The sequence below is a fragment of the Borreliella lanei genome (genome assembly GCF_014205895.1).
Taxonomy (GTDB): domain Bacteria; phylum Spirochaetota; class Spirochaetia; order Borreliales; family Borreliaceae; genus Borreliella; species Borreliella lanei.
Map to the genome: position 1 here is coordinate 376,796 of NZ_JACHFC010000001.1, position 24,251 is coordinate 401,046.

The 24,251-nt window shown below is 28.9% G+C and carries 19 protein-coding genes; 4 read left to right on the forward strand and 15 right to left on the reverse strand.

Features of this window, described 5'->3' with window-relative positions; genetic code table 11:
• The first annotated feature begins 19 nt into the window (after window positions 1-19).
• The 3 genes from dnaK to rlmB are packed head-to-tail and all read left to right on the forward strand — an operon-like array spanning window position 20 to window position 3,763.
• Window positions 20-1,927, forward strand: a complete 1,908-nt coding sequence (gene dnaK / locus HNQ06_RS01695; RefSeq protein WP_184107243.1) for a molecular chaperone DnaK — start codon at window positions 20-22, stop codon at window positions 1,925-1,927.
• Complete coding sequence (gene dnaJ / locus HNQ06_RS01700; RefSeq protein WP_184107244.1) at window positions 1,927-3,021, forward strand: molecular chaperone DnaJ; 1,095 nt, start codon at window positions 1,927-1,929, stop codon at window positions 3,019-3,021. The genes dnaK and dnaJ overlap by 1 nt, the downstream gene beginning before the upstream one ends.
• Window position 3,022: 1 nt before the next feature.
• The gene (rlmB, locus tag HNQ06_RS01705) at window positions 3,023-3,763 is read left to right on the forward strand and encodes a 23S rRNA (guanosine(2251)-2'-O)-methyltransferase RlmB (RefSeq protein WP_184107245.1); all 741 of its coding nucleotides are present in this window, start codon (window positions 3,023-3,025) and stop codon (window positions 3,761-3,763) included.
• Between the two features lie 56 nt (window positions 3,764-3,819).
• Here rlmB and trxB read toward each other — a convergent pair whose 3' ends face one another.
• From trxB to der, 7 genes are all read right to left on the reverse strand, one after another.
• Window positions 3,820-4,800: a thioredoxin-disulfide reductase gene (gene trxB / locus HNQ06_RS01710; protein ID WP_184107246.1), complete on the reverse strand. Its 981-nt coding sequence runs from the start codon at window positions 4,798-4,800 to the stop codon at window positions 3,820-3,822.
• A gap of 70 nt (window positions 4,801-4,870) precedes the next feature.
• Window positions 4,871-6,571, reverse strand: a complete 1,701-nt coding sequence (gene pheT / locus HNQ06_RS01715) for a phenylalanine--tRNA ligase subunit beta (RefSeq protein WP_184107247.1) — start codon at window positions 6,569-6,571, stop codon at window positions 4,871-4,873.
• Window positions 6,549-8,120, reverse strand: coding sequence for a phenylalanine--tRNA ligase subunit alpha (gene pheS, locus HNQ06_RS01720; RefSeq protein WP_184107248.1), 1,572 nt, complete (start codon window positions 8,118-8,120; stop codon window positions 6,549-6,551). The genes pheT and pheS overlap by 23 nt, the downstream gene beginning before the upstream one ends.
• A gap of 11 nt (window positions 8,121-8,131) precedes the next feature.
• The gene (locus HNQ06_RS01725; protein ID WP_184107249.1) at window positions 8,132-14,632 is read right to left on the reverse strand and encodes a SpiroCoCo family coiled-coil protein; all 6,501 of its coding nucleotides are present in this window, start codon (window positions 14,630-14,632) and stop codon (window positions 8,132-8,134) included.
• A gap of 19 nt (window positions 14,633-14,651) precedes the next feature.
• The gene (locus HNQ06_RS01730; RefSeq protein ID WP_184107250.1) at window positions 14,652-15,338 is read right to left on the reverse strand and encodes an HAD family hydrolase; all 687 of its coding nucleotides are present in this window, start codon (window positions 15,336-15,338) and stop codon (window positions 14,652-14,654) included.
• Complete coding sequence (locus HNQ06_RS01735) at window positions 15,335-16,594, reverse strand: hypothetical protein (RefSeq protein ID WP_184107251.1); 1,260 nt, start codon at window positions 16,592-16,594, stop codon at window positions 15,335-15,337. The genes HNQ06_RS01730 and HNQ06_RS01735 overlap by 4 nt, the downstream gene beginning before the upstream one ends.
• Window positions 16,591-17,892 (reverse strand): ribosome biogenesis GTPase Der, encoded by a 1,302-nt coding sequence (der, locus tag HNQ06_RS01740; protein ID WP_184107252.1) that lies wholly within the window; start codon window positions 17,890-17,892, stop codon window positions 16,591-16,593. The genes HNQ06_RS01735 and der overlap by 4 nt, the downstream gene beginning before the upstream one ends.
• 86 nt (window positions 17,893-17,978) lie before the next feature.
• On the opposite strand from der, the gene HNQ06_RS01745 reads away from it, so the two are divergent.
• Window positions 17,979-18,725 carry a GerMN domain-containing protein gene (locus tag HNQ06_RS01745; RefSeq protein ID WP_184107253.1) on the forward strand — a complete coding sequence of 249 codons (747 nt, stop codon included), beginning with the start codon at window positions 17,979-17,981 and terminating at the stop codon, window positions 18,723-18,725.
• Here the strand turns inward: HNQ06_RS01745 and HNQ06_RS01750 are convergent.
• The 8 genes from HNQ06_RS01750 to rpmJ all read right to left on the reverse strand — a co-directional run bounded on the left by HNQ06_RS01750 (window position 18,722) and on the right by rpmJ (window position 24,248).
• Entirely contained in the window at window positions 18,722-19,513 is a 792-nt protein-coding gene (locus HNQ06_RS01750) for a TlyA family RNA methyltransferase (RefSeq protein WP_184107254.1), read from the reverse strand. The two genes, HNQ06_RS01745 and HNQ06_RS01750, sit on opposite strands and share 4 nt — an antisense overlap.
• Window positions 19,494-20,282, reverse strand: a complete 789-nt coding sequence (locus HNQ06_RS01755; protein WP_184107255.1) for a TIGR00282 family metallophosphoesterase — start codon at window positions 20,280-20,282, stop codon at window positions 19,494-19,496. Before HNQ06_RS01755 ends, HNQ06_RS01750 begins: the two co-directional genes overlap by 20 nt.
• Window positions 20,272-21,804, reverse strand: coding sequence for a ribonuclease Y (gene rny, locus HNQ06_RS01760; RefSeq protein ID WP_184107256.1), 1,533 nt, complete (start codon window positions 21,802-21,804; stop codon window positions 20,272-20,274). The genes HNQ06_RS01755 and rny overlap by 11 nt, the downstream gene beginning before the upstream one ends.
• 72 nt (window positions 21,805-21,876) lie before the next feature.
• Complete coding sequence (gene rplQ / locus HNQ06_RS01765; RefSeq protein WP_184107257.1) at window positions 21,877-22,248, reverse strand: 50S ribosomal protein L17; 372 nt, start codon at window positions 22,246-22,248, stop codon at window positions 21,877-21,879.
• Between the two features lie 21 nt (window positions 22,249-22,269).
• The gene (locus HNQ06_RS01770) at window positions 22,270-23,304 is read right to left on the reverse strand and encodes a DNA-directed RNA polymerase subunit alpha (protein WP_184107258.1); all 1,035 of its coding nucleotides are present in this window, start codon (window positions 23,302-23,304) and stop codon (window positions 22,270-22,272) included.
• A 15-nt stretch (window positions 23,305-23,319) separates the two neighbouring features.
• A complete protein-coding gene (rpsK, locus tag HNQ06_RS01775; RefSeq protein ID WP_002557092.1) occupies window positions 23,320-23,712 on the reverse strand; it encodes a 30S ribosomal protein S11 in 393 nt (130 codons plus the stop codon).
• Between the two features lie 27 nt (window positions 23,713-23,739).
• A complete protein-coding gene (gene rpsM / locus HNQ06_RS01780) occupies window positions 23,740-24,117 on the reverse strand; it encodes a 30S ribosomal protein S13 (protein WP_002557091.1) in 378 nt (125 codons plus the stop codon).
• Between the two features lie 17 nt (window positions 24,118-24,134).
• Window positions 24,135-24,248 carry a 50S ribosomal protein L36 gene (gene rpmJ, locus HNQ06_RS01785; protein WP_002557090.1) on the reverse strand — a complete coding sequence of 38 codons (114 nt, stop codon included), beginning with the start codon at window positions 24,246-24,248 and terminating at the stop codon, window positions 24,135-24,137.
• Between the last annotated feature and the right edge of the window lie 3 nt (window positions 24,249-24,251).

Consider the following 24,251-nt stretch of genomic DNA (forward strand, 5'->3'; position numbering starts at 1 on the left):
AAAAAAGGAGGTTTATAATATGGGCAAAATAATAGGTATTGACCTAGGAACAACAAACTCATGCGTAGCTATAATGGAGCATGGAAAACCAGTTGTAATACAAAATTCAGAAGGAGGAAGAACTACTCCATCTATTGTTGCTTACACAAATAAAGGCGAAAGACTTGTAGGGCAAGTCGCAAAAAACCAAATGGTTACAAACCCTGAAAATACAATTTATTCTATTAAAAGATTTATGGGAAGAAGATTTGAAGAGGTTGCAAGCGAAATAAAAATGGTTCCTTATAAAATAGAAAAAGGACTAAATGGTGATGCACGAGTAAACATTTCCAATATAAAAAAGCAAATGTCACCGCCTGAGATCTCAGCAGCAACTCTTACAAAAATGAAAGAAACAGCAGAGGCTTACTTAGGTGAAAAAGTTACAGAGGCTGTTATCACAGTTCCTGCTTACTTTAATGATGCTCAAAGACAAGCCACAAAAGATGCTGGCAAAATAGCGGGTCTTGAAGTAAAAAGAATTGTTAACGAGCCAACTGCTGCTGCTCTTGCTTATGGAATTGAAAAAAAACACGAAGAAATTGTTGCTGTTTACGATCTTGGTGGAGGAACATTTGACATTTCAATATTGGAACTTGGAGATGGTGTTTTTGAAGTAAAGTCAACCAACGGAGACACACATCTTGGTGGTGACAATTTTGACGATGAGATAATAAAGCATTTAATTTCAGAATTCAAAAAAGAAAGCACTATTGATTTATCAAACGACAAAATGGCTCTTCAAAGACTCAAAGAGGCGGCTGAAAAAGCTAAAATAGAGCTTTCGGGCGCTCAAGAAGCTTCAATAAACCTTCCATTTATTACAGCAGATGCAAATGGTCCAAAACACTTACAATATACTCTAACAAGAGCAAAATTCGAACAAATGGTAGACCATTTGGTTCAAAAAACAAAAGAACCATGCCTTAAGGCTATTAAAGATGCGGGGCTTAAAGCTTCTGATATCAATGAAGTAATACTTGTAGGTGGATCAACAAGAATTCCTGCTATTCAAAAAATTGTAAAAGATATATTTGGACAAGATCCTAATAAAGGAGTAAATCCAGATGAAGCCGTAGCAATTGGAGCTGCTATTCAGGGTGGTATTCTAACAGGAGAAACTAAAGACATGGTACTCCTTGACGTTACTCCACTCTCACTAGGAATAGAAACACTAGGTGGTGTTATGACTAAGCTTATTGAACGAAACACTACAATTCCTACAAAAAAAAGTCAAGTATTCTCAACAGCTGCTGATAATCAAACCTCTGTTGATATTAAAGTACTTCAAGGTGAACGTGAAATGGCATCACAAAATAGAATACTTGGTAATTTTATACTTGATGGAATACCAGCAGCACCAAGAGGAGTGCCTCAAATTGAAGTTAGCTTTGACATTGATGCTAATGGAATAGTTCACGTGTCTGCAAAAGATATGGGAACAGGCAAAGAACAAAAAATTAGGATTGAATCATCATCGGGGCTTTCTGAATCAGAAATAGATCGAATGGTAAAAGATGCAGAAGCTCATGCGGAAGAAGATAAAAAATTAAAAGAAAATATTGAGGCAAAAAATACAGCTAATTCTTTAATTTATCAAACAGAAAAATCATTAAAAGAATATTCTGAAAAAATTTCAAGCGAAGACAAAGAAGCTATTGAAAGTAAAATAAAAGAATTAAAAGAAAGTCTTGAAAAAGAAGACATTTCACTTATAAAATCTAGAACAGAAGAACTTCAAAAAGCTTCTTACAAAATAGCTGAGATGATGTATAAAGATTCTTCCCAGCAAAATGCAAGCAGCCAACAAGAAACTGGTACCCAAAGCAATACAAGCGAAGAGGGTAAAGAGGCTGATTACGAAGTTGTTGACGAGGATAAAAAATAGTGAAAAAAGATTATTATGAAATTTTGGGGCTCTCAAAAGGAGCCTCAAAAGATGAAATAAAAAAAGCTTATAGAAAAATAGCAATTAAATATCACCCAGACAGAAATCAAGGGAATGAAGAAGCCGCTTCTATCTTTAAAGAAGCTACTCAAGCTTACGAAGTTTTAATAGATGATAATAAAAAAGCTAAATACGACAGATTTGGACATTCCGCTTTTGAAGGGGGAGGATTTGAAGGATTTTCAGGTGGATTTAGTGGATTTTCAGACATCTTTGAAGATTTTGGCGATATTTTTGATTCATTTTTCACTGGAAACAAAGGACAAGAAAAAAATAGAAAACATGCAAAAGGTGAAGACGTAGGATATAACATAGAAATATCTCTTGAAAATGCATACTTCGGATATAAAAATAATATAAACATAACAAGACAAATACTGTGCAATTCTTGTTTCGGTAAAAAATCCGAAAAAGGTACAAGTCCTTCGACATGTAACATGTGTAACGGCAGCGGGAGAGTCGTACAAGGCGGAGGATTTTTCAGGGTTACAACAACATGTTCTAAATGTTACGGCGAGGGTAAAATAATATCAAACCCTTGTAAATCTTGTAGGGGAAAAGGAAGCCTTGCAAAGCAAGAAACTATTCAATTAAACATTCCCCCAGGCATTGATAATAACCAACAAATAAAAATGAAAGGCAAGGGAAATGTTAATCCAGACAACCAAGAATATGGCGATCTTTATGTAAAAATATTAATAAGATCTCATAAAATATTTAAAAGAAATGGTAAAGATCTCTATGCAATGCTTCCAATAAGCTTTATTCAAGCAGCCCTTGGAAAAGAAGTAAAAATAAAAACAATCGCTTCAAAAGAGATTAAAATACAAATTCCAAAAGGAATTGAAAATGAAGAACAAATCTTAATTAAAAACGCAGGAATGCCAATTCTTCAAACAGAAAAGTTTGGAAATTTAATATTAATCACCAAAATAAAAACACCTAAAAATTTAAATTCTAATGCTATTAAACTTTTTGAAAACTTGGGAAAAGAATTAAGAGACGGTGATGAAATAGATTTACTCAAAGTGTAATATGTACATAACTCATGCCAATTCAATAATTGAAAGCATAAAAAATAATAAAGGATTTGAACTTTATATATCAAAAAAAAGTTCAAAAACTAAAGAAATCGAAAGACTGGCTAAAAAACAAAATGTAAAAATAATAAGAATAAGTACAAATGAGCTTGACAAAATTCTTAAAAATAAAGATCACAGAGGATTTGCATTAAAATTAAAAATTGAAAAAAATAAAAATGTAAAAACACAAGCCAAAGATTTTGAAAACTTACTAGAAACATTTAAAAAAAAAGAAGATGCTTTCATTTTACTTCTAGACGAAATAGAAGATCCCCAAAACTTTGGAGCAATCCTTAGAACAGCAGAACAGTTTAGTATAGATCTTGTAATTACTACTCAAAAACGCAGCGCAAAAGACAATTCCACAGTTTTGCGCACTAGCTCTGGCGCAAGTCAATATGTAAAAAAAATAACAGTGACAAACATAAACAACACAATAAATCTATTAAAAACCCACGGCTTTTGGATATACACTAGCGACATTAAAGGACAAGATATAAACAAACTCAAAATAAACGACAAAAAAATTGCACTTATTTTAGGAAATGAAGGAAAAGGTGTACACAAGCTAATAAAAGAAAATTCTGATTTTTTAATAAGGATCCCAACTAGCGGGAAAATAGACTCACTTAATGTTTCTGTATCTGCGGGTATTTTAATCTTTGAAATCAAAAGGCAATTAAATCTACTCTAAAGCATTAAATTAAATAAAAACTTCATTTTAAAAAAACAAAAACATCTTAATAAAAATTATTTTAAAAAATTTCCCAACTCAACAGATGCAATAAACCCCTCAGCAGCAGCCGTAATGGCTTGAGCATAAAGTTTGTTGCTAACATCTCCACACGAAAAAACACCATCAACACTTGTTTTAACAACATCTTTAGTAACAATAAATCCTTCTTCATCCAAATTCAAAAATCCCTTTAAAAATTCTGTATTTGGCTTATAACCAACAGCCATAAATACAGCACTCACTTCTAATTCATAAACAACATTATCTTTTTTATTAAAAATCTTAACCGAAGAAACAGAAGATTTGCCATCTACCTCTATGGCTTCTGAATTATACAAAATTTCAATATTAGGCAACTTTGCAACACTATCTCTTAACATAGCAATAGCTCTAAGATTATCTTTTCTTACAATAAGATAAACCTTGTCCGCTAATTTGCTTAAATAAATCGATTCTGAAAGGGCGGTGTTGCCTCCACCAATTACTGCAACCCTTTTCCCTTTAAAAAGATGTCCATCACAAATAGCACAAACCGAAATACCCTTATTCCAAAATAAATCTGAATTTTTGATAGTTTCAAGTTTTTTGGGTTTTGATCCCACAGCAATAATAACAGCTTTACTTTTATAAATATAATTTTCTGTATAAAGGTAAAAAATATTACCCTTCCTTTTTATAGAAAAAACGGTTTCGGGAAAAGCTTTAGCCCCAAGATTTACTACTTGCTTCCTCATATTTAACATCAAATCTCTACCACTTATTCCATTTTTAAAGCCAGGATAATTATAAACTTCTGTGGTTGTAGTAAGCTGTCCCCCAGGTTCAGGCCCTTCCAAAATAGCGGCCTTATAATTGCTCATAACAGAATAAATCCCGGCTGTTAATCCAGCCGGGCCAGATCCCACAATTATTACATCTTCAATAAAATCTACCTCTTTTTGAGACAGATTTTCCTTTTTGGTTAGATTTATATTAATAGTTTCAAATTCTAACATATCTAAACTTCAAGCCTCTCTTAAAAATTTGAATATTAATCTTAACGTTGCTAAAACCAATATTCAATGCTTAAGATCGACTCATAAGTTCGTTTATATTAACCTCAAAAACAGAACATGGAATAAAAATACCAAAATTATTTAAAACATAAGGTGAAATTTCGCCAAAACTACCTATATTAAAGCCTTCAATTAAAATATCCGCTCCCCTACCATTAATATAAAAAGTGGTTTTTGATTCTATTAAATTAATCTCAATATTTAAATAATAAAAAAGCGTTGCAACAATTGAATTAATCTCATTAAAAGAAATTTCTTTACCAGACATTAAAAAAGCTAAATTAGTAAAAGTACTTGTTCCCTCAGTAGTATCCAGATTCTTTAAAGCCACCTTACCAATTTCAAAAATTTTGTGTGGATAAGTAAAATTAGAACTAACGCTTTCTGATTTTAATAAATTAGGAATTATTGATGCCCTAATATATTCATAATTTTCTGTCATTGGATTAGATACTTTTAAAAAATTTTGATCATTAATATTCATTCTGTCAATAAAATCTTTCTTAGAACCCATATAATTATAAATCATCTCTTGAAATCCCATACCCACCATTAAATTTCTAGCATTCCTTGAAAACTCTTCTAAAGGACTAAGCCTTCCCACCGCAAAAGTCTTAGGAAGCTCTGGATTAAAACTTGAAAGACCTTCCCCTATCATTACATCTTCAATTACATCAACCTCATGAAGAAAGTCGTTCCTATAAAAAGGTGGAATAATATAGTTTTTTAAATTTCTAGAATAAGAATTTACTCCCATTTTTTTTAAACTAAGGCAAATACGCTCTAATGTTAAATTGCTTCCAAGCAGTCTATTAATATTTTTAACATCAAACTCCACTTCTTCTTGAAAATAATAAGGACATACTAATTCTTTAAAATCTAAACCAAAAGACTCTCTAAACACAGTTTTTACGGGCAAAATTTCAAAACCCATATCATAAAAATCACAGGCCGCTATAGACAACGCCAACAAAGTTGCTTCAAAATCAATGCCTGTAACCTCAATAAACAAATCAGTATCACCAACCTTTAAAGATCCAATATTGTTAGAATTAATTATTGGAGGATAAGAGACTACATTATTATTATCATCTAATAATAACGGATACTTATCAAAATTTTTGATAATATGGGAATATTCCAATCCTTTGGGATGTTTTTCATTTATTTCTAAAAGAGAAAGCTCACAATCCATTCCCAAGGGAACAAATTTGTGATTAGGAGATGATGCAATATACCTTATTGGAAATTTAATAAAATTAGAATTATACATCCCCATTGCAACTCTTCTTCTCTTTTGTCCATAATTTTGACAAAGTTTTTCTTGAAATTGAATTAATGTCTCAAGCATTCTATCATCAACAATTAATCCTTTTGCTAAAAATCCAAAAATAAACGGTCTGATTTGAGACATTTTGCCATCCACTAAAATTTCACCATGAAACTTTTTAAAATCTCCCTTTTTTGAAAAAAAATCATAATAAGGCATTTCTCCAAAAAAATACGTTTTTATCTGACGAGCAAGTCCTAAATAAGACCACAAATCTGGCCTATTTGTATCATTCAATTCTATTTTAATTTTTCCGGAACTTTCATCAAACCCATCAAATTCTGCTTTAAATGGTTCAAGTAATTCTGAAATCTCTAAATTTGTAAAATTTTTTCCTATTTTATCTAAAAAAAGATTTTTATAAATTTCTACCTTTGGCATCTATCTTTCCTCGTCTTAAAACAACATCACCAATATCATAAGTAAATAGATCTCTTAAATCATTTAGACCCAAGTGCATTAAAGCCATTCTATCTATTCCAATCCCCCAAGCAATAACGGGTATATCAATACCCAAAGGCTTTGTAACTTCCGGCCTAAAAATTCCACTTCCTCCAAGTTCAAACCAGCCAAGAACAGGATGTTTTACATGTATTTCAATCGAAGGTTCAGTAAAGGGGAAATATGCAGGAACATATTTAACTTCTGTAGCACCCGCAAGTTCTTTGGCAAAAATCTCAAGAAGGCCCAGCAAAGTTTTAATGCTAACACCATCCTCAATAACAATCCCCTCAGTTTGATAAAAATCTACTCCGTGAGTTGCATCTACTTGATCATATCTAAAACATCTAATAACTCCAAAATATCTGCTTGGACTTTTAGCATTAATTAATTGTTTTGCAGAAAGAACGGTACCATGAGTTCTTAAAACCAATCTCTTAGAAAGATCTTCGCTAAAACTATATCTCCAGCCTCTTGAACCTGTTGAATATCCTGTTTCATGGGCTAATTTTACATTAGAAAAATAAGGTTCGGGTAAAGATTTTTGCATACTAGGATCTGAAATGTAATAAACATCCTTAATATCACGAGAAGGATGAAATTGGGGCATAAAAAGAGCATCGTTGTTAAAAAATTCTGTTTCTACTAAAGGACCATCAAACTCTTGAAAGCCAAGACCTACTAATTTGTCTTTAATTTTAGAAATATAATCTAAATAAGAATTGGCACGCCCAATAAAAGTTTTAGCTGATGGAATATGGATATTGTAAGCTCTAAACTTTTTATTCTCATATGTTTTATTTTTTAAAATTTCGGGAGTAAGCTTAGTAAGCTCATCCCCGGTCAATTTACTTTTCATTAAAAAATTTTTAACTTCCAATCCAAAACTAGATAATCTAAACTTTAAATCAAGTTTTTCTATTATTTTAAAAAATACAGAATCTGCTCCTTTTTTCTTAGAAAAATTTGACATTAATAAAAACTCTTTGGTTGTCAAACTTTCTCTAAGAAGATCGCTACTTTTTGCTCTTTCTAACAAAACACGTACTTTTTGATAATTAGCCTCTATGCCGTCTAAACAATTTACAATAATCTGTTTATTTAAATCAAGAGAAAGAATGCCCTCTTTTAACAAATTGCCAAAGGCTTTTCTCACTTCTTTAACATCAATATCAAGCTCTAAGGCTAAATTTGAAGCAAGCACTGCCTTTTGAGATACTAGATTTATTATTTTTTCTTCAACAAACCCATCTCTTAAAACACTAAGACCCCTTTCTGTCGCTTTATAAAATACATTTGATTTTCTATAAATCTCTTCAATAATACCTTTGGAATTTAACCATTCAATTGTCTTATTTGCTTGACCTTCATTAAACCCTAATTTTTCAATAACAATTGAAGCAGAAATCTCATCCTCTTCTTCATTGTTTGCAATTACTTTAATCTCAAGAGGATGCAATGTTTTTATTAAATTTAAATCTAACCTCATAAATACAACCTTTAATCACCTTTATTGCTTATACCAAGCTCTAAAATAAGCTCAACTTCACCAATAGACAATTTGGTAGCTCTAGAAATTTCTTCAGCACTCCATCCCTGCCTCATTAATTTTATTACAGAATTTCTAACAGTTTCATTATTAAGACCAACATTATCTTGATATTTAGAATCGGTTTTGACAAGAATACCAAGAGTTTTTATTCTCTCTTCTGCTGCAATATTTAAATTCTCCAGCCTTGTCTCAGATTTCACTACCTTCTCTCTCATAGTCAAAGTATTTTTCAACTTATTTTCAATATCTAATAGCATTTCCTTTAAATTCTGAGCATTAATCAACACTTCTTCTGACAGCCCTTTATTTAATAAGAGACTTGAAACAACATTCTCCATGTCCTTGAGATTGTCTTGAAACTTAGCGCTCTCCTTGCTTAAATTATTAAATCTTTTCTCCACTTCATTTATTAAATCAAAGTTTTTATCAACAGACTCTATAGTACTCTTTAATATACTCTCTTTATTGCTAATTCTTTCATAATTATCAAGAATAGTTCTCTGCTCGTCAGCTATATCTTTTATTTTAGCTTTATAAATTTGCATTTCATCGTAAGATTCAATTAAACTCTTATATCTACTATCAAATGAAGAGTAAAATTCAAAAAATCTATTAAAATCATTCTTAATAGATTTAATTGATTCTTGTTCTAACTTTAACTCATTAAAAGTTTCAATAATACCTAATATTTCTTTTTGAATATTATAAAATTCTTTGTTAACGTTTTCAAAATTATTTTTATATTCCTGAGCAAGATCTATCTCATTTTTTAAAGTTTCCCATAATTTTTCCAACTTATCCTTAAGAGAATAAGCCTCCAAAAATATTGAATTATTTTTTTCAAGTTCGGCATCCAATTTTTTAAAATTTTCAATTTGATTTTCAATTTGAAAATTTATTCTATCATAACTATCTTCAAATTCTGCTCTCAAATCAGATTTATATTCAACTAAATTCTCTTTAATCTCGCCAATAAATTTGTTAAATTGAATATCACAATTTAATATTTTAGATTCAAGTTCTAAAATATTGGTATCAACTTCCTTTAATAATTCTTTATGATTTTTCTTAAATTCAACCTCAAATTTATCAATTTGTTCTTGCAAACTATTCTTTATGGTTTCAATCTCTGTTGTTGAATGTTTTAAGCTTTTTTTAAGCTCGTCCTCAAGTAAACCGAGATCTGATTTTATAGATTTAGAAAACGAATTATATTCATTCTCAATTGATGTCTCAATGTTATTTCTGTATAAACTAATTTTTTCAGAAAATTCTGAAATATTTTTATTCATTAATTCAATTTGCCCTTCAAAGCTTTCTTTATCACTAGAAATTACATCAACCATTTCCCGCCTTACTTTATCAAGATTGGAAGACAAAGTTGTAAATTCATGCTCTAATTTCTGATTAAGCTCAAAAATCTTATCTTCAAGATCCTTTTGCTGAGTCAAAAATTTCACTTCTGCTTGAATTAAGATGTCTTCGGTTTTCTTATTAACCTTTTCGTCTATCTTTTCTACTTTAAAATCAACAAATTTTTCAAGATCTAAAACTTTAAGATTTAATGACTCACCAATATTTTTAAAATCAAGATGAACTGATTGTTCAATTTTTTTAGCCTCGTTTTGCAAATTGCTAAAAATCTCTTCAGCCTTAATCTCAAAACCATCTTTAAAAGATTCTAAACCAATCTTAACATTAAAAATATCATTCTCAAATGATTTAATTCCAAGTTCAGCAAGATTTATTCTCTTCTCTATTGTGCTATAAGATTTTTCTTGCCAATTTTTTACATCATCTTTAATATTTAAAAACCAAGAATCAATAATACTTTGCTTATTATTTACAAAATCAACAAATTCATCTACTTTCCCGGTAATATTGGTTTCCATTAAAGCTATCTCACTCTGCATATCTTTTTTTTTAGAAGAAAATTCTTTAGTAAAATCTAAATAAAAATTCTCTTTATCATCTTTCATTTTCTGTTCAATATCTAAGCGGAAACTTTGAATAAGTTCTGTTTTGTCTTCCAAATTTTTAGACAAATCATATTCTAAATTTTGAATTTTATCATTATATGAGGCAATAAAATTTTCCAAAGAATATTTAAGCTCTTCGCCTCTAATTTTTAAATCTTTAAAAAAGTCTTCTTCTAATAGTTTAAGATGCGATGAAACATTGTGATAAGACTCTTCTTTCAATCTAATAACATCCTTTTCAACATTATTTAAATCAGATTCAAGATTTTTAAGATTTTTCAATTGAGATTCAAGTTCAAAAATCATCTCTTTATTAGAACTCTTAAAATCTTCACTCAAAGTTGCAATATAAGAATTTAATCTCGCTGAAAACTCATCGTACATATCAGCATACTTTTTCTCAAGTCCATCATATTGACTTAAAGCTAAATTATCAATGGCTTTAATTTTGTTGTCAATTTTATTCTCTAAATTTAATTGCCCTTCATTACACCTTTCTTCAAGTTCAATATACTTAAGATTAAAATCATTGGCTATTTTATCAATACACCCACTTACCTTATCATTCAAATTTTTTTCTATGCTATCAAAAGTACTTTCAATAGATTTCAAAGAATCAATTCTCTTTTGAATTTCATTTTCATACTTTACAATATCATCATCAATTAAGGTGTTTACCTTTTTTATACAAACATCAAAATGATTTTTTATATTCTCTTCAACACTTGCTTTAATCTCTCCAAATTGAGAATTCATAACACCATAACAATCTTTAATTTTATCTTGCAATTCTTTTTCAAATTCTAAAATATCTTTTGATCTTTGCTCTATTATCTCAAAATTATGATCCATTTCAGAAATCTTGATTTGCAAATTTTCATCATTGCTTGTAAGTGTTTTATAGATTTCATCTCTAATTTTTGAAATAGCTCCCTCGCTTTCAATTAAAAATGTAGAATATCTCTCTTCAAAATTACTCTCAATAAGTTTAAATCTTTCCTTATAAAGATCGTTTAAAAACTCAGACTTACTCTCAATATTATTTTTAAGCTCATTTGTTATCTCCCCAAATCTCTCTTTTGCTTGCATAATATCGCTATCAATTGTTCTCCTATAATCAATTGCTTCTTCTAATCTAGATTTATAATACTGTTCAATCTCTTTAACAAGTTCGTTAATTTTTGCCTCTCCATCATCTGTTAAATCTTTAACTTTCAATTCAAATTTTTCAACTTGATATTTTGATACATCAAAAGATTCCTTAAGTTTTTGAAGATTTTCATCCATACCTTTACTAAGACTATCTATTCTATCTGTCAATCTTCTACTTAGATTTTCAATCTCATGCATTATTTCATTTTCAAGTTTACTAGAAATATTTTCTGAATACCCCCTATAATTAGATATCACCTCATTATATTTCCCATTAATTTCTTTGTTTATATCATTAAACTTCACACTAAGAGAATCAAGGGTAATATCTATATTAGCCTGAAAAGAAGCAATATCGGTTCTTTTATCCTGCAACAAACTATCAACCTCTTTAACGAATTCCTCTGAATTATTTAAAACTGAGGCAAATTTCTTTGATAAATTTTCTTCAAGTTCTCTAGTTTCTTTATTAAAATGGTTCATTATGTCTTGCAAAAGCTCATCAGAATATATAGCACCTTGATTTCTAAACTCATCTATTTTCTCAAGATAATAACTCTCGAGACTTTCTATAGAAAATTTAAGGTCTTTAATTTTTGTAGTCACCTCAGAATCTATTAAGTCCAGATCAACTTTACCCGAAGACAATAAATTTTCAATTTTAACAGTTATTTCATTTAATTTACTTTGCCAATCACTAAGCTTACTGTCTACTTCATTGTTAATTGAATCCTTCCTGTTTAAAATATCTTTAGAAATTCTATCTAAAAAATCATCAATTTGCTTTTGATTGTCCGATTTTATATTAGAGACAATTTGTAGTTTTGACTCAATAAACTCATTAAGATCAGATTTAAAATTATTTAAAATATCTTCTGATTCAATCTTGAAATCTTTTAATTTATAATCACATTCTTCAATCTTGCTTATAACAAAATTATTCTTATCATCAAATTTCTTATTCAAATCCTCAAGCATAAATACACTTTTATCTTTAATTATTTCTGTTTGCCTATTAATAAATTCTTTAATTCCTAATATAGCCTCATCACTTTGTGAATATGACATATCTTTTAATTCTTTGTATTTTTCTATCACTAAACTCTCAATATCGCCTGTTTTTAATAAAACATATTCCATTCTATCGTTAACATCTTTTTCTAGATTTTCTATTTTTAAAGTAGCAGATGATAGTAGCTCTTCACTAGAAATCTTAATATCAAGTAAAGATTTATTTAAAGCAATAAGCTCATCTTTCCAACTGCCATGCATATCAATAGCTTTTTTTTGAATATGATCTGAAAGATCATTAAAAACGCTCTCACTAAGCTCTATTCCTTTGTCTTTTTGAATCTGAATTAAACTTAAAAATTCTTCATTTGTTTTATTTATTTGAGATTCAATATTTTTTAAATTAGAATCCATTTCACCTTGCCACTTTGAATATTGAAGCTTGCTTTCTTCTAACTGAGTAACAAAAATATTTACTTCATCGTAATAACGATCCTTAAACTCCACTATATTTTTAGCAATTTCATCTTTAATGTTAATTAAAATAGCATTAAAATCTCCCTTTAAAGTCTCCTGGGTTTTTTCAAACATATTATAAAAAGATCCAATTTCATTTTCTAATTTTTTGTTTAAATTTTGAAATTCTTGATAATTATTGATCGCCTCTTGAGAGATTATCTCAAATTTCTCACCATAAATTAAAGAAAATTCATCCATTTCTGCTGTTAATTTATCTGTAAAGCTCTTATATTTAGATTCCATTTGATCTTCAAATTTAGAGCTGCTAGAATCCAAAGATTCAAAAAGAGTTGTATACTTGGTATTTATGTTATCACTTAAGCTTGAATAGCTATTATTAAACTTACTATTAATTTCTTCAAAATTAGAAATTAAATTATCATTAAGCTTAATAAGCTTGTCTTGAATATTTGAATCAACATCTAAGAGTTGAGATTCTAATTGCATTTTAAGTTGATTAATATCACCTTTAAAACTTTCACTAAATACTTCAATATCTGCCCCAAACTTACCTTTAAATTCAAGATATATTCCATTAGAATCATCTTCAAGTCTCTTTATTAAATTAATGGCACCTGCCTGAACGTTTTCCATTTTAGAATTCAAATCTAACAAACTAAGCTCTACCCTTTCTCGAATGTTATTATCAACTTGACTTATTTTATCTTCATAATCCTCATAAATATTTTTAAGATTCAACTCAACTTGAGATCTAAATTTATCAAAAACATCATCAACTTGCTCCTCATACTTTCCCATCTCTATTCGCATTGACTCTTCAAGTGAATTAATTCTTGAATAAACATTGTCTTTGAAAGAAGAACTCATGGAAGAAATTTCATTGTCTACTAAAACTAATTTATCTTCAAGTTTATCTTGAATTTCCTTAGAGCAATCATCAACATATGTAAAAATATCCTTAAATTTATTTTGTAATTCTTCATTTAGTCTATTTAAAATAAAATCTTCTTTCTCATTAATTTTATTCTTTACACTCTCCATAATAAGCTCTATAGAATTTTCTATTAACTTATATTTGTTTTCATAAAAATTAAAAGAACTTTCGATCTCTTTGCTATATTTGCTAATATTAAATTCGACCTTTTCAAGAAAATTGTTGAATTCTAAATCTAATTTCTCATTACCCTTAACTAAAATATCATTTTTTCTCTCTTCAATATTTGCTAAATCTTTTTCATAAAGACTAATCTCTTTATTCAAATTATCCATTTTAAAAACAAGTTCCTTAATATTAGTATCAAACTTTTCCCAACTAGCAATTTTAATAGACTCGAGATTTTCTTTATTAGTCTTGTCAAATTTTTCTAACACTGAATTCAAATTTGATTCAACCGAATCAATCTGAGTATTAAATCCTTTTAAAGTTTTTGAAAGTTTATCTACTATTTTCCCATCAACTTGCAATCTTTGTATATTCTCTTGAACTTTAAAAGTCATTTCATCAAGATCCTTAAGCATAGAATCATGATAAGCTATCTTTTTTTCAACCTCTGCAAAATCATTGCTTTTATTTTTAATCTTTTGCTGAACTTCCTCAATCTTTTTTATTATTTCTATACTAGATCTTTGATAAGCTTCCATATCAACAGCAAGATCATTAATCTCTTTTGTCTTATCTTCAATAAAATCTTCAAGATTAACCTTTGTAAGGTCAACGAACTTTTTAATTTTATCTAATGCTCTAGAACGCTTATCGTATTGCCTATAAACAAATAAAACTATTGAAACCAAAAAAAGGTTAACTAAAATAGTCGCAAAATCTATCATAAAATATTTTACCCATATTCTATATATTCAAACGTATATATTCTCTTAAGTCTTTATAATCATGAAAAATAAAATCGATCATCCCCTTATAATTTATATTCTTTTTTGAAAAAAAAGCTGCTTTCATTGAAACATTTTTAGCACCTAAAATGTCATATTCATAAGAATTCCCTACATACAAAATATTATTACTACTTAAATTCAAATCTTCAATAACTTTTAAAAAAGGTGCTTTATGTGGCTTTAAATATCCAGTATCTTCTGAGGAATAAAGAATATCCCAAAAACTGTCTTGAATGCCCAATAAATTTTTGACACGACCTAAAATAGGAAAGTCTGACATTACACCCAATTTTATTCCCTTAAATTTAAGCCAATAGATTAAATCTTGAACTCCAAGATATGGCTTGAGTTTTTTAAACTTATCGCTAAAAATCCGACTATAATATATTTTATTTAATAAAAAAGCACACCGATTCTCATCAAGATTTAAATACTCAGAAAGCATTTTAACCTGAAGAGAAAAGAGTTCACTCCTATTTGAAAGTGAAAATTGATTGCTTTGTAAAATTCGTATTTTTTTCCTAATCTGTTTAAAAGCTAAAAAAAACTTAACATTGGTTAAAAATTCAAAAAACATTAGTTTATTTCTATCCGCCTCAGGATACAAGGTGCCATCTAAATCAAATACTACAGCTTTAATCATGACGATTGATTATTTGCCTTTATAGGTATAGGCACTATTGGTAAATTTTCAGGAACCTTAACTCTAACTAAATGAATATAAGATTTTGGATATCTTTTCTGGAGAGACTTAATTGAAGTTTCAGCATTAACCTCGTTAACAGAAACCCTGAAAATCCTATTTTCATCAAGAAATGAAAGAAATAAAACAACATGCTTATGAAGCACCATGCTTGATAAATTGTCAACACCCGTGCTAATAGATCCTAAATAAATATATCCAGGCTCATCTAAAGCCAGACTATATAATAAAAACTCTAAATTTTCAATTTCATAACCACGATTGTCAATATAATCAAAAAACTTAATATTATTGACATCATTTTCCTTGATTTTAGATAAATTTAAATCTACATTAATATTATTTATCCTATAAGCAATATTACGAATCCAATCAAGACCAAAAAAAGGATCCTTATTAAATTCCTGACTTCTAGTAAAACCACTGCCTCTAACACCAATATGTCTAAGCTTAAGATCATCAACTTTTAAAAGTCGTCCTGTCATTGATTTATAAATCGAATCCGCCACCCATTTAACAAATCCTGAGCAATTAAACCCCACAGGATCTTTTTGCAACAACCCAGTTTCTATATGCACCATTTTGCCATACTCATCCATTGCACCATCAACAACCTCAGCAATGGGAAAAGATGTAAGAGATTTTCTTAAACTAACTACCATATTAGAAATATTTTTATAAATATCAAAATATTCAGGAATAAAATATCTAAAATCAATAACCTTGCCAATATAATTTATTATATCGGCAAGGGAAATTACCGCGATTTCTTTAATCTTAAAAGGTAATTTAACATCTTTATAAATTAAAGTATTTACTAAATAAAAATCAGCACTAGAAGAAAATTTTGCAGACTTTATTCTAATAAACGTATCCCCTCTGTTTATAAAAAATATTTTTATCTGCTCAATACCCTCTTTACCTACTTTAATCACATAAGACCCTGGGAAAATATAACCTGCATTCTTTTTTTTATTAAAAAAAGAATAATAAACATACTCAGAAGAAACTTCACTTGAAACTTCAATGTAATAATCTTCTGCAATAAAATGCTTTATTGGACTTATTTTTTTTTGAACATAGCTTGAATTAAAATATTTTGAATATTTAGTCCTTACATCAAAATCATAAAAAAAACTATCAAGTGCAAAAAGATTTAGACTCTTAAATATTAAGAATAAAAATATATATCTCACTTTAAATCTCTTATTTTTTCCTTTAATTCTACTAAAATTGGAATATTTTTATATCCGATTTTACGCAAATTATTTACTAAATAATTATAGTAAGAATTTGGAAAATTCTTTATTTTATTTGCAAAAAGAATAAACCTAACAGGATTAGTACTAACTTGTGTAATATATTTGATTTTATGAGAAATATTCAAATGATAATCTTTGATCCATAAATTTAACATTTTATTTAGATCTGGAGTACTGGTTTTAAGCTCAAGCTGATCTTTTAACTTAAAAGATTCTTTAAAAAGAGAATCTAGACCTATCTTTTTATGAACAGAAATTCTAAATATAGGAGCAAAATTTAAAATAGGAAAAAAAAACTTTACACGGCCCTTTAAGGCTTCAAAATAACCTTTGGATTCCTCAACAAGATCCCATTTGCTAAACACAATAATAATTCCTTTCCCCCTTTTAGCAACATAATGCGCAATCTTTTTATCCTGAGAAGTTAATTCTTCTTTAACATCAATCAATAAAAACACAATATCTACCATGTCAATTACTTTTAATGCCCTATTAACAGAATAATATTCAACAATTTCATTTACCCTTGCCCTTCGCCTTATCCCAGCTGTATCAATAATCTCAAAAACTTTCCCATTTCTAGTAAACTTAGTTTTAATAAAATCTCTAGTAGTACCAGGTTGATCCGAAACAATTGCAATTTCATTTCCAGACAAATAATTAATAAGAGTAGATTTTCCTGAATTGGGCTTACCTATAATCCCAACCTTAATATCAGCTCCATTCTCAATATCAGCTTCACCAACTTCTACTTTTAAAAAATCTCTAAGCTTAGTAATACCTCGGCAATGAGCTGCACTAACCATAAAATAGCGCTTGAACCCTAAATTATGAAATTCATGAGCTAAACATTCCTTATCTTTAGTATCTACTTTGTTTAAAACCAAAATTACCTTACTACTATATTTTCTCAGTCTTTCAATAATCTGATAATCTTCAAGTAAAATTTCATTAATATCTAAAACCAATAAAATTAAATCAACTTTTTCTAAAGAGCTTAAAACCTTTTTCACAACAATTTTACTAATTTCATCTTTTAAGATCGTAAACCCACCAGTATCAATTAATTTAAAATTAAAAGAACCAACCTTACAAACCTCTTCAACTAAATCCCTAGTAACACCGTAAGCACTCTCAGTAATACTTCTTTTTATATCTAAAATCCGATTAAATAAAGCAGATTTACCAACATTTGGTCTACCAACAATAAGAACCTTTTTATAACTAAGCAAAGCAAATACACCCCTTTATTTATTCCGACATTTCCATTATAATAGCAAATATTAGTATTTATGCCAATTACACATGAGTGTTTATATTGAAAAGAAAAAAAAGTTCAAGCTCAACCAAATCAGACATACTTTTAATTTTAATTGCCATTGTTTTAACAATAATTAGTGTACTATTAATAACCAAAAATTCACTTATTATGCATATTTTTAAAGAAAAAAATTACGATAACAGTTTATTCGAATCAAGTCAAACACAAGATAATAAATTAATTGAAGCTAAAAAAACCAGCAATAAAAATACAAATATAAAAATACTTAAAAATGAAAGTTTTTTAATCCAACCACCAGAAATAAAAAAACTTGAAGAAGAACTCAAGCAAAACCAAAGAAATAATAGCCTTAAAAACAAAAAATTTATTAAACTTTATTTTATAAAAGTAACCCCAGAAGGTTATTTTTTAAGACAAACTGTAAAAAGAGCTATATATTACGACAAAAATATTCTTGAAGAAACACTAAAATCTTTAATTAAAGGACCAAATGAATATGAGCTAAAAAATAATTTTTTAAGTTTAATCCCTATAAAAACCAAGCTTTTAAATTTAAGCCTAAGCGAAGGAATTGCCAAAATAAACTTATCTAAAGAATTTTATGAAAATAGTTTTGGAATTGAAGGAATAATTAATCAAATCGCTCAAATAACCCTAACATGTCTTGAAATTAAAGGAATTGATGGAATAATTTTAACAATAGAAAATAATCCAATAATACTTGAAGAATTAAACTTAAATTTCTCGGGAATATTAAATAAAAAGACTTTAAACAAATATTAAAATTCAATATTGCTAAGCAATTGCATAGAACTTGCAATATTTAAAACACTTGACTTGACAACTAAAAACATAAATTCTTGATTACCTTTTTTACCTTTAGTTTTTAACTTTAATATACTTTTAACTTGTAATTTATTTTTATAGAATTTTTCAATTACGCTTTGCAAAATTATCTTCAAATACTTACCATTCACAACACCATTAAAATTTTTTATATCTAAATTTAAACTTTTAAACTCAAACTGAGGCTTAATCAAAACTATAATAAAATTATCAGAAAGTTTATCTATTAAATTTATACATATACTTATTGATGATCTAAAAGAAACATCTACAACAGCAAAATTGGGAACAATCTTAAATTCTGTAACATCAAAAATGTTAGTTCTCTCTAAAACTTTAACTCTTGGATCAATTCTCAATTTATAAGAAAGTTGATTAATGCCTACATCAATTGAATAAACAAAATTGGCACCACACTGCAACAGACAATCAGTAAAACCACCAGTTGAAGAGCCAACATCAACGCAAATTTTATTTTTAACTTCGATCTCAAAATATTTAATAGCCTCTAAAAGCTTGTAACCTCCCCTTGATACAAATGTTTGACAAGTATTCTCTACTAAATCTATTTTACTTGTTTTGTTTATTAACATTTTAGGATTTTTTTCTTTATGAGAATTTACATATATATTACCTTTCAGAATTAAGATCATTAATTCTTCTCGAGTTTTTTCTGGATACCTTTTACAAAGTATATTTAATAAATTATTTCTGAATCCTTTCAATTTTTAAAGCACGGCCTGTCTTTAAATTAGAAGTAATAATAACTCCTTGTAAAATTGTATCATCTTCCACAACTTCAGCTCTTAAAGGGGTATATTCAAGCAAACCCTTAAGAGAAATATCGGGATTAAATCCTATTACAGAATTTAATCCGCCTGTCATCCCAATATCACTAATATAAGCTGTTCCTTTTGACAATATTCTTTCATCTTGAGTCATAACATGTGTATGAGTACCAACCACACCTGTTACAAAACCATTTAAAAAATATCCAAAACTTTCTTTTTCATAATTACTCTCAGCATGAAAATCTACAAAAATGGTTTTAGCCTTATTACTCAGCATATTAACCAATTTTTTTGTATTATCAAAAGGATTCTTAACAATAAAATTCATATTTAAAACCCCTTGAACATTAACAACAGCAACCTTTTCATCTCTAATAGTTAAAAAACAATAACCATGTCCATCTAACAAATCTGAAAAATTATTTGGCCTTAAGATATATGTTTGCTTATTTAGGTAATCATTTATTTTGTAATTAGAATATACATGATTACCGGTAGTAATAACATTAACACCTGATCTAAAAAGATTATTTGCTATTTCTGGAGTTATTCCAAAACCGTTTGAAGAATTTTCTCCATTAGCAATTACCAAATCTATTCTATATTTATTCTTAATGTTTTTAAGATTAAAAAAAACTTTTTTTAATCCACTCTCGCCTATTATATCCCCAATTATCAAGGTTTTAATAGTACTATCTTGCATATTCAATAACTCTTGTTTCGCGAATAATTGTAACTTTAATTTTTCCAGGATATCTCATTTCAGCTTCTATCTTCTTAGCAATGTCTCTTGCAAGTAAAATTGATTTTTCATCATTAATCAAGGCATTGTCAACAATAATTCTAACTTCACGACCAGCCTGAATAGCATAACATTTTTGAACACCTTCAAAACTATATGCAATGTCTTCAAGTCTTTTAAGTCTATTTATATAGTTATTTAAACTTTCCCTTCTTGCTCCAGGGCGAGATGCTGAGATGGCATCTGCTATTTGAACCACAATGGCCTCAAGACTCTCAGGTTTCACCTCATTATGATGCGCAGCAATAGCATTAACAACAATTTCACTCTCTCCGCAACTTTGAGCAAGTTCAGCACCAGTAATAGCATGCCCCTCGCTATTATCAGAAATACTTTCCATCCCTTTCCCAATATCATGCAAAAGACATGCTCTTTTTACTACAACAGGATCTAATTTCATCTCTTTAGCTAAAATTTCTCCTATTATAGCTGTTTCTTTAGAATGGCTTAAAACATTTTGACCATAACTACTTCTAAAATAAAGTCTTCCCAACCCCCTAATAAGTCTCTTATCAAGCCCATGTATATTAAGGTCAAAAACTACCTTCTCACCTTCTTCTTGAATAATGCTATTTATCTCATTGGTAACATTATACACAACCTCTTCAATCCTAGCAGGATGAATTCTACCATCTGTAACAAGCCTTTCTAAAGTCCTCTTAGCAAGCTCTTTTCTTATTGGATCAAAGCAAGATATAACAACAGCTTCAGGCGTATCATCAATAATGATATCTGCTCCTATTAAAGTCTCAAGAGCCCTAATATTGCGCCCTTCTTTACCTATAATCCTACCTTTCATCTCATCATTAGGTAGTTCAACAGAAGCTACTGTAAACTCAGAACTTACCTCAGTAACAATACGCTGCATAGTAGATACTAAAATATCTTTTGCAACCTTATCTGCTAATAGCTGTGCTTCCTGTTCACTTTTATTGATAATAACTTGAGCATCTCTTTTAGACTCATGCTCAACTTTTTCAATTACAATTTTTCTTGCGTCTTCTCTTGTAAGACCAGAAATATTTTCCAATCTTTTAACAAGATCGGCCTCTTTCTCTCTTATTACTTTTTCTTTTTGTTCAAATTCTTTAATTTTAAAATCAACTCTAGACTGCTGTTTATCAGGAGCAGATATTCTTTTATCTAAGGTTTCTTCTCTTTGTAACAATCTTTTTTCTAGATTAACAATCTCATTTTTCCGATCTCTTATATCCCTATCTTGCTGGTTTTTTTCTTTAAGCATTTGAGATTTTGCATTAGCAATAATTTGCCTTCTTTCATTTTCTATCTCTAATTGTGATTCTACTCTTACTTTTTTCAGATTTTTTTCTAAATTTAATAAAGACAATCTACCTAAAAAAACTCTTACTAAAAATCCTAATATAAAGCCAGCAAAAATAGAAGAAAAAATAATATATATCATATCATTTAACTCCTATCCTGTTTAAAAGCAATTTAAAATTTAATCTTTAAAACAGTGCGCTCAAATTATTAATTATTCAACTTTTAAAGGCTTTTCAACTAATTCTAGGATAGCCATTTCAGCCGCATCTCCATATCTTTTTCCTAATTTAATCATCCGAGTATACCCACCACTTCTTTGTCTAAAAACAGGAGAAATTTTGGTAAACAGCTTATTTAAAATATATTTATCATGTATAAATTTTGATAATTCTCGCCTATTATGCACAGTATCAACTTTTGCCCTTGTAATCAATCTTTCAGCAAATCTTTTAACTTCGGACAATTTTGTCTTAGTAGAAGAAATTTTTTCATGCTTTAAAAAAGAAATTACCATATTTTGTAAAAGCGCTCTTCTGTGACTAGACTTCCTACCTAATCTATTAAAACCCAATTTTGTTTTCATGAAACAGCCTAAACTCTCCTTTTATTCAGATATTTTAACATTCTTACTCAATACAGATAGAGCATCTTCTTTAGACATTCCTAAATATAATCGATAAGAACCAAGTTTCTCGATTATCTCTTCTAAACTTTTTTTTCCAAAATTTCTAGCTTTAGAAAGCTCTTCTGCGTTTTTACTAATAAGTTCCCCTAAAGTCTTAACATTTTCTTTGGCTAAACAATTTAAAGATCTGACTGACAAATTCAATTTCTCAATACTCATATCAAGTAAGTTGGAGCTTTCTGATTTTGATTTCTCAAAAGATGTATTAACATTGTCTTCAAAATCAACAAGGGGAAACAAAAACTCTCTTACTATTGATGCAGCCTTTTTTATTGCGTCTTTGGCAGAAATAACACCTGTAGTCCAAATTTCCATTACAAGTTTATCATAATCTGACCTTTGCCCAACCCTAGTATCTTCTACAGAATAAGAAACTTTCTCTATAGGAGAAAATATAGAATCTAAAGCAATAACATTAACTTCTTCTAAATACTTAGAATTTTGCTCAGAAGAAACATAACCTCTACCATAATTAATTTGAAATTCAAGATCTAAATTAACATCATGTGACAAAGTAGCTATAACTAAATCTTTATTAAAAACCTCAACTCCATCTCTTTCAAAATGAGAAGCTTTCAAAACATTGGTATCTTTGCCGCTAACACTAAAGCTTATTGTCTTTCTTTGCTCTCCTTCTCCAAGTTTCAAATGGATATTTTTAATATTAGCAATAACCTCAAGAGTATCTTCAGAAACTCCAGGAATCAAATCAAATTCACTTGAAACAACCTTTGATGAAGAGTCTTTATTGTTAGACTGAACTCTCATAGCAGTAATCGCATACCCTTCAATAGAAGAAAGCAACACACGCCTTAAAGTATTACCTATAGTAATCCCAAAGCCTCTTTCAAAAGGATATATCGTAAATTTACCATAAGACCCATCACCTTGGCTTTTTAAAAATTCAATTTTTTCAGGTATAGTGAAATCTTTTAAAAATTTTTCCATAGGCATCATAACTCCTTCTAGCTAAACTCGTCTGGTTTTTTTCGGTCTGCATCCATTATGAGGAATAGGAGTAATATCTGAAATTGATTTTACAGTCATACCAATCGAACCAATAGCTCTTATTGCAGACTCTCTGCCAATACCTGGCCCTTTTATATATACATGAACATAATTAATTCCAAAATCTCTCACTTTATTTAAAGCAGACTCCGCTGTTATTTGAGCAGCATACGGGGTCGACTTTTTAGCACCTTTAAAACCCATCCCACCAGCACTTGCCCAAGCTAAAGCATTCCCCTTTATATCAGATACAGTAACTATGGTATTATTAAAAGTAGCTTGTATATAAACGTTTCCTTCTCCGATATTTCTTTTAATTTTTTTTTTACTATTAGTTGATAATTTTGCGCTCAACTTGCCCTCCAAATCTTAAAAACTATTTTATTTGCTAGCTATTTTCTTATTAGCTACAGTCTTTCTTTTTCCTTTTCTAGTTCTTGCATTCGTTTTAGTTCTCTGTCCTCTCAAAGGCAATCCTTTTCTATGCCTAACACCTCTATAACACGCTATATCCATAAGTCTTTTAATAGACATTGCAACTTCACTTCTAAGTTTCCCTTCTACAACATAATCACTCTCAATCACCTTCCTAAGTCGATTAACCTCATCATTATCTAAATCTTTAGCAATTTTGCTTGGAGAAATACTTGATTTATTGCAAACTTCCAAAGCTCTTGTTCTACCTATACCATAAATAGAAGTAAGCGCTATTTTTAATTGTTTGTTATTTGGTAAATCTATTCCCGATATTCTAGCCATTTTATTCCCTCTAATTTTTACTTTTGTCTTTGTTTATGCTTTAAATTATCACAAATAATTCTTAATACACCTTTTCTTTTTATAACCTTACATTTTTCACAAATTGGCTTTACACTTACTCTAACTTTCATAAT